Annotated in this window: 11 protein-coding genes; 3 read left to right on the top strand and 8 right to left on the bottom strand. The window is 64.2% G+C overall.

The window, feature by feature from the left end:
- Nucleotide 1: 1 nt before the first annotated feature.
- Nucleotides 2–1,249, bottom strand: a complete 1,248-nt coding sequence (locus ABZW96_RS10050) for an alanine racemase (RefSeq protein WP_355073186.1) — start codon at nucleotides 1,247–1,249, stop codon at nucleotides 2–4.
- Nucleotides 1,246–2,811, bottom strand: a complete 1,566-nt coding sequence (locus ABZW96_RS10045; RefSeq protein ID WP_355073184.1) for a class I adenylate-forming enzyme family protein — start codon at nucleotides 2,809–2,811, stop codon at nucleotides 1,246–1,248. The genes ABZW96_RS10050 and ABZW96_RS10045 overlap by 4 nt, the downstream gene beginning before the upstream one ends.
- 319 nt (nucleotides 2,812–3,130) lie before the next feature.
- Here ABZW96_RS10045 and ABZW96_RS10040 point away from each other — a divergent pair, with 319 nt between their 5' ends.
- From ABZW96_RS10040 to ABZW96_RS10030, 3 genes are read left to right on the top strand one after another with little or no spacing between them, the layout of a single operon-like run.
- Nucleotides 3,131–4,297, top strand: coding sequence for a radical SAM protein (locus tag ABZW96_RS10040; protein WP_355073182.1), 1,167 nt, complete (start codon nucleotides 3,131–3,133; stop codon nucleotides 4,295–4,297).
- A 36-nt stretch (nucleotides 4,298–4,333) separates the two neighbouring features.
- The gene (locus ABZW96_RS10035) at nucleotides 4,334–5,254 is read left to right on the top strand and encodes a glycosyltransferase family A protein (RefSeq protein ID WP_355073180.1); all 921 of its coding nucleotides are present in this window, start codon (nucleotides 4,334–4,336) and stop codon (nucleotides 5,252–5,254) included.
- On the top strand, nucleotides 5,254–5,934 hold the full coding sequence (locus ABZW96_RS10030; protein ID WP_355073178.1) for a histidine phosphatase family protein: 681 nt from the start codon (nucleotides 5,254–5,256) through the stop codon (nucleotides 5,932–5,934). The genes ABZW96_RS10035 and ABZW96_RS10030 overlap by 1 nt, the downstream gene beginning before the upstream one ends.
- On the opposite strand, the gene ABZW96_RS10025 is transcribed toward ABZW96_RS10030, so the two are convergent.
- From ABZW96_RS10025 to ABZW96_RS10000, 6 genes are all read right to left on the bottom strand, one after another.
- Nucleotides 5,869–6,402, bottom strand: a complete 534-nt coding sequence (locus ABZW96_RS10025) for a hypothetical protein (protein ID WP_355073176.1) — start codon at nucleotides 6,400–6,402, stop codon at nucleotides 5,869–5,871. The two genes, ABZW96_RS10030 and ABZW96_RS10025, sit on opposite strands and share 66 nt — an antisense overlap.
- Before the next feature lie 522 nt (nucleotides 6,403–6,924).
- Nucleotides 6,925–7,932 carry a phosphotransferase gene (locus ABZW96_RS10020; RefSeq protein WP_355073174.1) on the bottom strand — a complete coding sequence of 336 codons (1,008 nt, stop codon included), beginning with the start codon at nucleotides 7,930–7,932 and terminating at the stop codon, nucleotides 6,925–6,927.
- Nucleotides 7,933–8,102: 170 nt separating this feature from the next.
- Nucleotides 8,103–8,765 carry a hypothetical protein gene (locus ABZW96_RS10015; RefSeq protein WP_355073172.1) on the bottom strand — a complete coding sequence of 221 codons (663 nt, stop codon included), beginning with the start codon at nucleotides 8,763–8,765 and terminating at the stop codon, nucleotides 8,103–8,105.
- Nucleotides 8,762–10,432 (bottom strand): ABC transporter family substrate-binding protein, encoded by a 1,671-nt coding sequence (locus ABZW96_RS10010; protein WP_355073170.1) that lies wholly within the window; start codon nucleotides 10,430–10,432, stop codon nucleotides 8,762–8,764. Before ABZW96_RS10010 ends, ABZW96_RS10015 begins: the two co-directional genes overlap by 4 nt.
- A 37-nt stretch (nucleotides 10,433–10,469) precedes the next feature.
- The gene (locus tag ABZW96_RS10005) at nucleotides 10,470–12,119 is read right to left on the bottom strand and encodes an ABC transporter family substrate-binding protein (protein WP_355073747.1); all 1,650 of its coding nucleotides are present in this window, start codon (nucleotides 12,117–12,119) and stop codon (nucleotides 10,470–10,472) included.
- A 47-nt stretch (nucleotides 12,120–12,166) separates the two neighbouring features.
- Nucleotides 12,167–13,795 (bottom strand): ABC transporter family substrate-binding protein, encoded by a 1,629-nt coding sequence (locus tag ABZW96_RS10000; protein WP_355073746.1) that lies wholly within the window; start codon nucleotides 13,793–13,795, stop codon nucleotides 12,167–12,169.
- Between the last annotated feature and the right edge of the window lie 15 nt (nucleotides 13,796–13,810).

The raw sequence follows: 13,810 nt of genomic DNA, 5'->3' as shown, positions 1-13,810 counted from the left end.
TTCACGATCGCAGAGCCGTTCGGACCAGCTCCGTTCTGCTGATCGAGTGCAGTTGGCCATTGTCGACCACGGCCTCTCGGGGCAATGCACGACTGAGGAAACCGAGGAGGCTGGCGGACAGCCCATATGCGCCGACATTCGGAACTCGCATCGAGTCACCGACATGTGGCAGAGGCATCCGAACATTCCGCGACAGGGTGTCCATCGGTGTGCAGAGCGGTCCGACGAAGTCGACGGAGCGTTCCTCCGCATGGCCGGCACTCCGGTCGGCCAGCGAAACCAGCTGCGCTCGCATGGGAAGTAGTCGCCCAAGGCCTGACAGCCCACCGAGGTGGTTGATGCCCGCATCGAGGATCGCGTAGTGACGGTCGCCGAGCTGTTTGACGTCCAGCACGCTGCAGATCAGGCTGCCCGCCGAGCCGACGAGATAGCGACCGGACTCGAAGGAGATCACCGGCGTACCTTGTCGCCAGCCCGGTGCGTAGCGATCGAGCAGCGCGGCCACAGGCTCGCGCAGGCCGGAGTAGTCGACCGGCGGCCCCGCGGTCGCGAAGGGCGTGGCGAACCCGCCGCCGAGATCGATCTCGGTGAACGGCGCCGCGGCGTGCTCTTGGAGTTCGGCCGCGACGGTGAGACTGTGCTCGATGCCGCTCAGCAGAGTCGATGGATCGGTGACCGACGACGCCGGGAAGAAGTGCAGACCGGTGACGACGCCCATGTCGTCGGTCGAATTCCGCATTCTGGTGCGCAGTTCCGCCAAGTCGATGCCGAACTGCGAGGTGCCGTTCATTCGAAGCCCGCCGCCGTCTGCTGCGCCGGTATTCACGCGAAGCAGGCAACGAACGTCAACGTCTTCCCGTCGCGCCTGCTCGGTCAACATGCGCAACTGGCCGTAGGACTCCACGGAGAAGCTACGGACGTTCGATCGGATGGCCCGCACCACCTCGGCAGGAGCCTTTCCCGGCCCGGTGTACAAGATCTGCGCGGCATCCGCACCGGCGGTCAGCGCGACGTCGAGCTCACCGAGTGAACTCACCTCCGCGGTCGCGCCACAACGCAACAGCTCCGCCACGACCGCTGGATGCGGATTGGCCTTCACCGAGTAGTAGAGCTTGCTGCCCGCGGGCAGGGCAGCCCGCAATGCGTCGTGGGCGCGACGGATCTCGTCCAGCCGGTAGAGATACAGCGGCGTCCCGTAGGCGGCTGCGAGGTCGCGCGCGAGACCGTCACCATGCCCTACTCCGGTCATCGCGCCACCAGCCGTGTGGTCAGCTCACGCAGCGCTGCGCGGTCGAGTTTGCCGTTTGCCGTGGTCGGCATGCTTTCGAGTACCTCACAGTGATCGGGGACCTTGGCTGGAACAAGCCGTTCACGTAGCCCCGCCAGCACCAACGCCCCGGTGACGGGACCCGAGACCCACAAGACTGCCGGTGTGCCCTGGTGCGGTGGAATCAGAACCGCGGCCCGCACGCCCGCTACCGCTGAGGCCGCGCCTTCGATCTCCGCCGCGCTGACACGGATACCTCGCGCCTTGTATATGCCGTCCATCCGGCCGTACACGGTCAATTCCCCACGAGCGTCCAAGCTGCCGTAGTCGCCGGTGAACAAAACGCGATGACCGGTAGCGAGACAGCGAGCGAAGTTCGCGACCGTAGATTTCGGTGCGCGCCAGTATCCATCGGACACATGCCGGCCGATGGTCACGATATGACCGGTGTGTCCGGGTGGGAGTGCGTTCCCCTGCCCGTCGACGACGACCACCTGGGTACCGGGAATCGGGTGACCTACCGTATCGACCGGCAGATCCTCTCGGCTCGGCGTTCGAATCGAGATCCGCGCGCACTCGGTCAAGCCGTACATGAGCGCGATTCGCGCAGTGGGGAATGCGTCGATCAAGGAACACTGTATGTCGGGTGTCAGGCGCTCGCCGGTGTTGGTGATCAGCCGCACGGTCGACAGTTCCCCATGCCGCGCGGACAACGCGACGATCATCTCGGCCAAGGTGGGCACCACCGGCACAATGGTCGCCTTCACTGCACGGACGCGTCGCAACAGGCCGACATAGTTCGCCGGATCGGTCAAGACGAGTTCGGAGCCGGCCCGCGCGCACAGCAATATCTGATAGAAGCCGTAGTCGAAGCTCATCGGAACGGCGCACAGCACGACATCGCGGCGCGAATACCGCAGCCGTGTGTGCACCGCTGCCAGTACGAAGCTCGCTTGGCGATAGGAGCACACCACTCCCTTCGGCGTGCCCGAGCTTCCGGAGGTGTAGAACAACAGGGCCGGCGCGGTACCTCGATGAACTATCGCGGGTATCGCCCGGTCGCCGAACGCGCGGATCCGTTCTTCCACCTCGCTCCAGGGCACCACCGCGAAATGCCGTGCGCTCGATGGATCGAGCGGCGCGACGTCGAATCCTACGACCAGCACCGGATCGGCGTCGCGCACGATCGGCAGCAGCTGGTGATCGCGTAGCTGGATGTGCAGCGGAACGAGTGTCGCGCCGATGCGCATCACGGCGTGCGCGAGTGCCGCGAACTCGATCCTGTGCTCCGCTCGGACGACTAGTCGGGTGCCCGGTCGTACCCCTTCATGCCACAACCAACGAGCGAATTGTTCGATCAGCGCGACGAGTTCGCGATAGCTGATACTGCGATTATCGTCCGTGACCGCAGTCGCGGAGGGCGCTCGGCTCGCTGCGAGCGGGATAAGGTCCGGCAACGAGCATTCTGCCGAGTCGGCAGCCGGGAACTCGGCGAGGCCCCAACTGGTGGTGTCGACGCTGCCGAGCGGCGCTGGTTCGTCCATGTGGTCAGCGGCTCATTCACTCGTAGTTCGGTTGGCTCTCGAATGATCGCGAGGTACGCGGCAGCGTGTCAAGGACACGAATTATTGTGTCTCAACGCTATTCGGGGGTACGTTGCAGATCGGGTCGCAGTCTCGCGTGGCCCGCATGTTGGGGGAGGAAGGATTTCCGATCCAGCGTTTCGCTGACCATGGACTCACGCCGAATTATTCGGTGCGGGCCGCTGTCCAGTTTAGGAGTGCGATGATGCTACCCGCACAGCTTCAGACCTCGCCGTATCTGACATGTGTCCGGCCGGGTGACCAAGCGCCGGTCGTATATATGACCGACACGCTGGGCCCAGAGTATCCGTATATGACCGACGCGGATGAAGCCGCGTTCGGAGTAATAGGATTGGATCGCAGCGTCACCTGGCATCGTGATCCCGCGGGGCTGAACGCATTGCAGGCCGCTGCGGCGGAGCCGCTGTCGACGCGCAACCTCACCGAGCGTTTCGGAATGGATCTGGTCCGAGACCTGGTGGCCCGGGGTTGGTTACAGGACCCAGCACTGCTCTGTCGAGACTATATGTTGAGGACCGGTCAGATCGAAGTGACTGCGCACTGCAACTGGGGATGCAGCTACTGCCCGGTCGCGGTGGATCCGAAACCGAAGGCGACCATGCCGATGGATCTCTTCACCGAAATCATCGAGAAGCTACAGCCGCACCGGGACATTCGGTTCGTCACCTTTCATTTCTTCAATGAGCCGACTCTGGACAAATATTTCTCCGAGCGAATCGATGTGTTGTCCGAGTACGGCATGAAGCTGTCCCTTTCCAGTAACGCCAGTGCGCTGACCTCCTCGAAAGCCGCGAAGCTGATCGACAGCGGCGTAATGCACCACCTGGTGGTGAATCTCCCGAGCCTGCACGAAGTCGAATTCGCCTCGCTCACCGCAGCGTCGACCTTCCAGCAGTCGCTGCGCAATCTCGACGAAGTGGTCGCGGCGGAGAAGTTCCCGGTCACGATCGCGGTCAATGGGGTCGGCGAATCGGTGTCCAGGCGCCGGGAGGAACTGGCCGCCGTGTACGAACCGCGCGGTGTAACCGTCGTAGCGACGCAGACCTGCGATCGGGCGGGAACGTTGGACAACGAATATCATCAGGACGTCAGGGTCGACGATAGGCTCCGTGGTTGCAGTTGGCCGTTGAATCACGCGTATTTCTCCGTTACAGGTGACATGTTCATCTGCTGTAACGACTACTATCAGCGGGAAAAGTTCGGCAATATCCGAGAAGGTTCCGTACACGAGATCATGACGAACGCGGAGGCGGTCCGCCTGCGACGTCGGGTATTCGGCGTGGAGGACGCTCCGGCCGACTATATCTGCCGTACCTGTCACGATCAGAAGCTCGATTTCGTGCATCGGCAGTTCCGGCCACTCGCCAGCTTTCCGCTCGAGGTCCTGAATCGCGATCGGTGTGGCGTTGGGAAAAGTTGTGGTTAGCGGTGGTCGACGGCTGCGCGTGGGGGAGCTCGTCCGATGATCAGTGTCGTTATTCCCACACTCGATAGGCCGGATTTGCTCGGGCAGGCCTTGGTGAGCATATACGAGCAGACATATCGCGACGTGGAAGTCATCGTCGTCAACGACGGTGGCGTCAGTGTCGCGGATATCGCTCGGGCCTGGGAGCACGAGCTGTCGATCGATCTCGTCGAACTACCCCATCGCGCGGGCTGTTCACGCGCACGCAATATCGGCATCGAGCGCGCGTCCGGCGAGTACATCGCCTTCTTGGACGACGACGACATCTTCCTTCCCCACCATCTCGAATCGGCGTCGGCGCTGCTTCGATCTGGTGCGCGATTCGCATACTCCGGGGCGGTCGTCAGCAGTCGGCGGTGTACTGGGCTGCCCGGCGACTGGAAGCAGATGCATCGCAAGAGCTATGCGTTCGACCCGAGATTCCTCCTGGTTGCCAACTACATTCATACCGGAGCCGTGGTCGTCGAAAACTTCAAGGACACGCGGGTGCGGTTCGATGAGCGCCTCAGCCTGTGCGAGGACTGGGACATGTGGCTGGCATTGACTCACGAACTCGCCTATCCCGTGGCCTTCGAAGACGCCGTTACGACGATCTACCACCAGATCGAGGGCGAAGGGGGCATGGTCGTAGATGGTCAGGCAACCGTTCCCAGCCCGTTCTCTGTTGTGCGGCAGGAAGTCTATTCGCGATGGAGTGCGACCGACGACGAGCTGGTCGTACGGTATCGCGATTGGTTCACCGCATTCGAGAACTACCGGAACGAATTGATCTCGCGCGCGAGCCCGATGCCGCGGCAGCTGTTCGACTCCGTTCTGCGGCAATCGTATTGGCGATTCGCCGAAGGCATCGAGCCGGACTTCGACGAGATACCCACCTTCTTCGCGCTTCCGAACCATTCGGTGGGGCAGCCAGCGTAGTGAACGAGCTCGTTATCGTGCGGCACGGCCAGTCGTACAGCAATGTGACCGGCGTGCTCGCGGGCCCGGGTTGCCGAGGGTTGACCGCCGACGGAAGGGCTGCCGCGCGAGCGGTGGCCGATCGAATGACCTCGCAGGGCCGGGTTCAGTCCTTTGTCTGTAGCCCAACACGGCGGGCGAAGGAGACCGCTGAGATCATCAGCGCCCGGACACAGTTTCCGGTCGTCGAAATGGCCGCGCTCCGGGTGGCGGATCCCGGGCTCAACGAGGGAATGACCCGGCAACAGTGGCGCGCCACCGACGCGGTGGAACGACAACGACGCGGCTCGGAGAGTTGGTGCTCGTATTTGACGCGGTCCTCGGCGTGCCTGGCCGATCTTCTGTCCAGCTGTCGAGGTCGAACGCTGGTGGTGGGACATACCGAAACGGTGATCGCGGCCTTCTCCTTGCTCCTCGGTGCGACCGACCTAGGCAGGCTCGGCATCAGTGTCGACTACACCGCGGTGACGTCGTTTCGCGAATTCGATGGCAAGTGGCAGTTGGTGGGATACAACGATGTGAGCCACCTCCCGCCCGGCATCGCGAGATACCCTGGAGCGCTCTCGCCCCTGTCGTCATCCGGCTATCGCGGGGTTGGCGGCCATGATCCGTTCGGCCACCCGAAACAGCGTGGGCAGTGAACGAGTCACCGCGTCGGCTCGCGCGGCGAGGTCGGCGCTGGACACTATGCCTATCTTCGAAAGCGCGGTGCAGAACCGCTCGGAACAAGCCCGCCGGTCGGCAGCCGACCCGTCCGTGTCCACAATCTGTTGACAGCGCCCATAGGTGGCGATGATCCAGAAGACCGCCGCTCGATGCTCTCCGGCGGCAACGAGACGGCGGGCACCTTCGATGGCGACCGGGCGACCGTGGGCGGTGATATCCGCACTGAACGGGAACCGGCTCGTTGCTACGGTCGCCGCGACATCGAATACCTCGGCAAGATCGGCCACCATCTGGTCAGCCTGCTCGGCGCTCAGTTCGAGCGGGCACAGATGCCGCAGCAGGTCTTCCTGGATCTCCGGCATGCCGTAGTCCTCGAGCACCTGCCGGACTGCCTGATAACGCAGCCGCACCGTTGGATTGCGCAGGGCGGCGACGAGGGGCACATGTGCCATGACACCGGTACCGAACAACCAACACGTCACCTGGTCGGGCCATGGTGCGGACGGGGTGAGCCGCGCGAGGAAGCGCTCGCTGTGCCGGATGGCGTCTCGGCAGCGTTCTCGAACCCAGCGGAGGTCCGCGAAAGACCCCGCAACAGTGCGTTGAAGCGCCTGTAGATCGCCTGAGGGATCCACGATCACCGAGTCGACCCGGAACGCGGACGCCAAATGATATGAACCCAGGACGGCTTCGGGATCGGCGAGCCGACTCCACGGCCGATAACTGATCTCCAGCAGCGCACCGCGGTGGACGATCTTTCCGGGCTTGGGACCGTGCGCTGACGAAGACGTCACGACTACGACATCGACGTCGGACTCGGGATGGATCGGGATGTCGCCCGGCAGGCCCACGGTGGAGCCTGCGTAATGGGCGCTGTGGAACCACGGGGCGCCCTCGGCATACCGCGCGACCCAATCCGCCGCCGCGGCCCTGGCTTCGCTGATCAGCACAGTCGTTCCCCCGGGTCAGCGGAGCAGATCCAGGGCATCCCAGTCGTCGGCGGCAACCGCGCAACGCTCCAAGATGGGCAGTCGAGCGGGCCAACTCCCCCGACTCTGCTCCAGTCCTATGACGTGCAGCGTGAGCGGTGTGCAGAAGTTCCACAGCAATCCGGCCCGCAATTCGGTGGTCCACTGCTCGGTGTCTTCCCGCGCTGCGCCGAGTTCCGCGAGACGGTCGTGGTACGTGCGGAGCAGATCGCCCTCGATCGCACGGCGGACCTCGGTCGTCAAACTGGTTGCGAGGAACCGGGCCACATCCAACATGCCCGACGCGTGCTGCAGGAACTGGAAGTCGATGAGCGTGCAGCGACGCGGTCCGAAGTGGATGTTCTGACTGTGGAAATCGCCGTGTGCGATGGTGCGCCGCGGTGGCGTGAGCAAGGCGGCCACAGCGTCGAATTTATCCACGACGAGAGCGGGCAACGATCCGAGCACCGTCGGCCAGTCGCCGCTGTAGCCGCGCAGCCAGCGTCGGCAGAACGTACCGACACGCGAACTCGCCGGCGGCAGCAACCAGTCCCATTCCGCGGGCAGGGCCCGATTCCAGCCCCACACGTGCATGGTCGCGAGCGCGGATATCGCGCGGAATGCCAGATCGGGCGGGCACCCATCGATCTGACGGACGAAGCCGTCATCGCCCAGGTCTTCCATGAGCAGCCACGGCACGGGGGTCAGACCCCGGGCCAGTACCGCGGGGACATCGATCGGCGTGGGATTCGTCTCGTGATACCGGTAGAAACCGAGTTCGACTTCGGCCAGATGACGGCTTTCGGGAAACCGATCCGACGCTTGTTTGTAGATCAGCGAATCGGGCCCGGATGTGTCCGGTCGGCCGTAACTGATCGAGAGGCGTAACACTTCGCCGACCAGGCCGGACTGCGCAAGTCGGTGTATCGCCACGTCATCGATGCGGTCGGTCGACGATAGCCGGTGCGTCGCGCGCAGTGTCGACTCGAGCTCGTGGGGGCCCATGATGGCGGGGATATGTGCGACTTCGCCAGTCAAGTGATGTCCTGGGGTCGAGTGGGGAGACAGGAGACGGGAGGAGGCCACTTCCGCCCTCAGGCTGCATGCGCCCAGTCACCGATGTCAAACGTTCGGCGTTCGCGAGAGGGCATCACGGGTGTCCGCCCCAGTAGTTGTCACGTCGGGTCGGAGCCGCGGATGGCAGAGAGCCAGATCGCCGCGGCGGCGGCGATCGTGGTCGCGGCGAGAAAGACGGGGAAGCCGCCGCCGTCGAGATAGACCCAAAGGAGGGCAGCGACGGAGGCGGCGACAGTGGGTTGCGCATCGAGCAGGAGACGGCGGCGCAGCCGGGTGGCCTTCGCGGTGAGGGCGGCCGCGTCCGGGTCGGGGCGGCTGGGATTGTCGATGAGTCGACCGGGCGGTTCGGTGTCGCTTATCCGGCCAACGGGGTAAAGACGTCGTCCGGCGATGTGGATAGTGCGGTCGGTGAGTTCCGCCTCGGTTTCGGTGAGGATGATCAGCGCCGGGTCGAAGTACACCGGAAGCCACCGTGGCCGCCCGGTGCCGTCGATTTGTAACCACGAGCGGCTGTCCAGGCGATGCTGCTGGCGGATGCGGGTCACCCGCACGGTGCGCGCGGCGCCCGATCGCCGGAACGGGAGCAAGCCGAAGGCGACGGCGAGCCGATACCCGGTGTACCCGAGGATCCCGAGGGCAACCGCGCCTATGGCCGCCACCTGATCCGGAGTGCCGAACGGCGCCCAGGCCGCACAGACCGCGAGGGCGCCGATCGTCACGGTGATCGGATAGGCCAGCGGATGGCCCCGTCCGGAACTCACTTCAGGAAACCGACCTTGGTGTAGTCGCGCGAGGCGAGGCCGAACGCACCGTAGTTCGCCAGGTCGGTACGGGCGGCATAGGTGCCCGCCGCCTGGTTCAGCGGTACGGAGTAACCCTCTTCGAAGATCATCCGATCGCATTGGTTGGCCAGCTGAATGGCCTTGTCGGGGTCCAGTTCGGCGACGGTCTGGTCGATCAGCGCGTTGAGTTCAGGAGTGCCGATGCGCGCCTTATTGCTCTGCAGGTTGGCGAGATCGTAGTAGTAGATCTGCCGCAACCCGCTGAGCGGCAGAACGCTACCACCCCAGCTGAACTGGGCCAGGTCGAAATTGCCCGGATCGATGACATTGGTGAACAGGCCGGTGCCGGGCACCGTCTGGATGATCAGCTTCACGCCGACTCGCGCGAGATTCTGCTGGACGATCTGCGCGGTCTGCACCCACTGGTCCTGCTGGTACATCACGTCGCGGAGTTCGAGCTTACGGCCGTCCTTCTCGCGGACATCGCCGTTGAGCTTCCAGCCGAGCGCGTCCAACATGCGGGCCGCCTCGTCCGGGTCGTAGGCGATCGGCGCGGCATTGTCCTGGTAGCCCTTCTGCCCCGCCACGAAGACGTGATTGTTCAGTGGCTTGGGATCGTCGACGACGCCGTGCTGCGAGGCGGTGACCACTCCCTGCCGATCGATCGCCTTCGAGATGGCGATCCGCAGCTGCGGGTCGGCGAGCAGGGAACCTGGTGCCCCGTTGAACGTGATGTGGGACCACGTCGATTCCGGCGTGCGACGGATGACCACGTTCGCGGCATTGCGCGCCGCGCTGACGTTCTCGATGCCGGACATGTAGGCGATGTCGAGCTCGTTGTTCTGGATCGCGGGCAGCCAGGCCGAGTGGTCCAGCACGCTGAAGGTGACGGAATCCAGCTTCGGCGTCTCGCCCCACCATCGGGGATTGCGCCCGAGCACGATGCGATTCTGACTGCGATCGATGGAGGTGATCACGAAGGGGCCCGCGCTGAGCGGCAGCTCGTTCTTTGCCGCGTTGGTGAAGGTGTCGGGCGTCGCCGTGACCGACTTCGGGTACAGCGGGTTGAACAGTCCTTGCCATTCGCCGTACGGCTGGTCGAAGGTCACCACGGCCTGCCGGTCATCGGCGCCGCGCTCGACCTTGCCCACCCGTTCGAAACCGCCGGTGGCGGAGACGAGGAACGCGTTGTCCTTGCCGCTCAACGCATTCGCCTGAGACCGGAGGTCTTCCCAGGTGATCGGCGAGCCATCGGACCACACGGCCTTCGGATTGATGGTGTACTCCACCTGCTGCGGATCGGTGCCGATCAACTTGATGTCGGTGAAGAAGTCGTGCGCGATGCTCAACTGCCCCGCCGCGTCGCTGACGAAGGTGGTGGGCATTGTCGCTTCGACCAGGTAGAAGACGGTCTCCGTTCCGCCGTCCACATGCAAATAGTTGAAGTTCTCCGGGAAGTTGGTGAGTGCCAGCCGCAGGTTCCCGCCGTCGCGCAGTTCGCTCGGGTCCCTCGGATTGATGTCGTTGGTGGTGCCGATCGTGCTGCTGCCCGCGGTGACACCATTGTCGCCGCCGCATCCCGTGAGCGTCAGCCCTACGACGACCAGCGACAAAGCCAGCCGGGCACACGCAGAGGTAATCCGCATGGTGATCCTTCCTGCTCGTTGCGTCCTACGGACCGGCTCACTTCACGAAGCCCACCCGAAGGTAATCCGTGGAAGCCAGCCCGAAAGCGCCGTAGTTGGCCAGGCCTTCCCGGACGGCCACGTTGCCGGGCGATTGCGCGACGGGCACCGAGTGGCCGAGGTCGAAGATCATCCGGTCGGCCTTGTTCGCCAGCTCGATCGCCCGCTCGGGGTCGAGTTCGGAGATGGTCTGCTCGATCAAATCGTTCAGTTCGGGCGACCCGATCCGGCCCTTGTTGCTGAGCGTGTTCGCCGGGTCGTACGCGTAGATCTGGGGCAGCGCGCCGAGCGGGAAAATGCTTCGTGACCAGCTGAACTGAGCGATATCGAAGTTGCCGGGGTCGATGACATCGGTGAACAGGCCGTTGCCGGGGTAGGTCTGGATCAGCAGTTTCACCCCGATCCGCGCGAGATTCTGCTGCATGATCTGAGCCAATTGCACCCAGGTGTCCTGCTGGAACATCACGTCGCGGATCACCAGCTGGCGTCCGTCCTTCTCGCGGACGTCACCGTTGAGTTTCCAGCCCAGTTCGTCCAGCATCCGGGCCGCCTCGTCCGGGTTGTAGGCGATCGCCGCGGAGTTGTCCTGGTAGCCCTTCTGTCCGTCCAGGTAGATGTGGTTGTTCAGCGGCTTGGGGTTCTCCACGATCCCGTTCTGCAGCGCGGTGACGATGCCTTGACGATCGATGCCCTTCGCGATCGCTACGCGCAACTTCGGATCCGCGAGTATCGACCCAGGGGCGCCGTTGAACGTGATGTGCGAGTTGTACGGACGCGAGGCACGCCGCACGATGATGCCCGGTGAGTTGGTCGCGGACTTGACCTCCTCGATGCCCGAGACATCGATGGCGTCGAGTTCGTTGTTCTGCAAGGCGTTGAGGCGGGCCGAATAGTCGAGCACGCTGTAGGTGACAGTATCGAGCTTCGGCGTCTCGCCCCACCATTTCGGATTGCGGCTGAGCACTATTCGTTGCTGTGCCCGGTCGACGGTGGTGATCACGAACGGTCCCGCCGACTTGGCGAGCCCGTTGCGGTCGCGCTCGTTGAACGCCTGCGGCGTAGCGGTCGATTCCTTCGGCATCAGCTGACTGAACAAGCCCCGCCACTCCGCGTAGTGCTGCGCGAAGGTGACGATTGCCTGACGGTCGTCGACGCCGCGCTCGACCTTGGCCAGCCGGCTGTAGCCCTGGGTCGCGGAGACCCGGTACTCCGTGTTGCGGCCGCTCAGCGCCTCTGCCTGGGACCGCAAATCTTCCCAGGTGATCGGGCTGCCGTCGGACCAGACCGCCTTGGGGTTGATGGTGTAGACCACCCGCTGCGGGTTGGTCTCGGTCAGCGTGATGTCGGTGAAGAAGTTGTGGTCGATCGACAACTCTCCAGCGGCATCGGACGTGATCGGCCCGGGCAACGTCCAGTCGACCACCTCGGCGACGTCACCGTCGGCGTCGACATGGTGCGAATTGAACGTCGGGGGGAAATTGGTGATGGCGAGACGCAGGTTGCCGCCGTCGCGCAATTCGCTCGGCTCGCGGGGATTGATGTCGTTGGTCGATCCGATCGCGTTGGAACCCGACTTCACTTCGCTGCCGCCCGCGCCACAGCCGACCAGCAGTGCGAGCGCCGTGCCGACGGTGAGCGCCCGAACCATCACGTTGCGTGCCTGCCTTCGGCGACTGCGGGTGGGCTGTGCTGGTCTCATTTCACAAATCCGATCTTGGTGTAGTCGTACGACGCCAGGCCCGGGGAGCCGATATTGGCGAGGTCCGCGCGGGCTCCGAAACTGCCGTCGGACTGGGTCAGCGGCAGGGAATGTCCTTCCTCGAATACCTTCCGGTCGACCTCGTTGGCCAGTTCGATCGCCTTCTTCGGGTCCAGTTCGGTCAGCGTGCGCTCGATCAGGGCATTGAGTTCGGGAGAACCGATGCGGCCGTAGTTGCCCTGCAGGTCGTTCGGGTCGTAGTAGTAGATCTGCCGGATCGAGCTCATCGCGAAGGCGTCACCGGAGAAGATGAACTGTGCGGCGTCGAAATCACCGGGAATGATGACGTCGGTGAAATAACCTGCCCCGGGCTTGGTGTCGATGGTGAGCCGCACGCCGATCCGGGCCAGATTTTGCTGGATGATCTGCGCGATCTGCACCCACAGTGGGTCGTTGTACATCACGTCGCGGATTTCCAGCTTGCGGCCGTCCTTTTCGCGGACGTCACCGTTGAGCTTCCAGCCGGCCGCGTCGAGTTCCCGTGCCGCCTGGTCGGGGTCGTAGGCCACCGGGGCCGAATTGTCCTTGTATCCGTCCTGTCCCTGCAGGAAGATATGGTTGTTCAAGGGCTTCGGACTCTCGACCAGACCGTTCTGGGTCGCCGTCGCGATGCCCTGCCGGTCGATGGCCTTCGCGATCGCCACGCGCACGCGCGCGTCCGCGAGAATGGAGCCGGGCGCGCCGTTGAACGTGATGTGCCGCCAGCGATTACCGGGCGCACGGCGAATCACCAGCCCATTGGTATTGCGGACCGTCTTGACCTCGTCGATCGAGGTCAGCCGGACGAGATCCAGTTCGTTGTTCTGCAAGGCGGCCGCCCAGGCCGCCTGATCCAGCACGCTGTAGGTGATGGTGTCCAGCTTCGGTGTCTCGCCCCACCATTTCGGATTACGGCTGAGCACGATCCGGCCCTGGACGCGGTCGGTGGATCGGACGACGAACGGACCCGCGCTGAGGCCGAGCCGGTCCACGAGTCCCTTGTTGAACGATTCGGGATTCGCCGTCACCGACTTCGGGAAAAGCGAGGAGTTGCCCGCGAACTGTCCGCGCCATTCGCCGTAGGGATGGTTGAAGGTGAGGACCGCCTGCCGGTCGTCCACTCCGCGCTCGACCTTCTCGACGAACTCGAAGCCGTTGGTGATCGCGATCAAGAAGCGCTTGTCGCGGCCGCTGAGCGCGTGCGCTTCCGCGGCGATGTCCTCCCAGGTGATCGGCGTCCCGTCGGACCAGACCGCTGCGGGATTGATGGTGTAGGTGACCTGTTGTGGATTGGTGCCCGTCAGAGCGACATCGGTGAAGAAGTCCTTGTTCACGGTGAGGTTGCCCGCCGCGTCGACGTCGAAAGCGCGCGGCATGAGCGGGCGCTCGACATCGGCGATCTCGCCGTCGTTCCCGTCATTGGACAGGGTGTTCCAGTTCGCCGGGAAGCTGGTGACCGCCAGCCGTAGGTTGCCGCCTTCGCGCACCTCGTCGCGGTTCTTCGGGTTGACGTCGCTGGTGGTGCCGAGCGCGTCGGACAGGCCCGCGGCCGATTCGTCGGCGCCGGCCGCGCAGCCCGCGGCCATCAGTGCGATCGCCGC

Source organism: Nocardia sp. NPDC004168, assembly GCF_040610355.1.
Classification (GTDB): domain Bacteria; phylum Actinomycetota; class Actinomycetes; order Mycobacteriales; family Mycobacteriaceae; genus Nocardia; species Nocardia sichangensis.
This window is presented reverse-complemented; position numbering and strand designations above follow the sequence as displayed.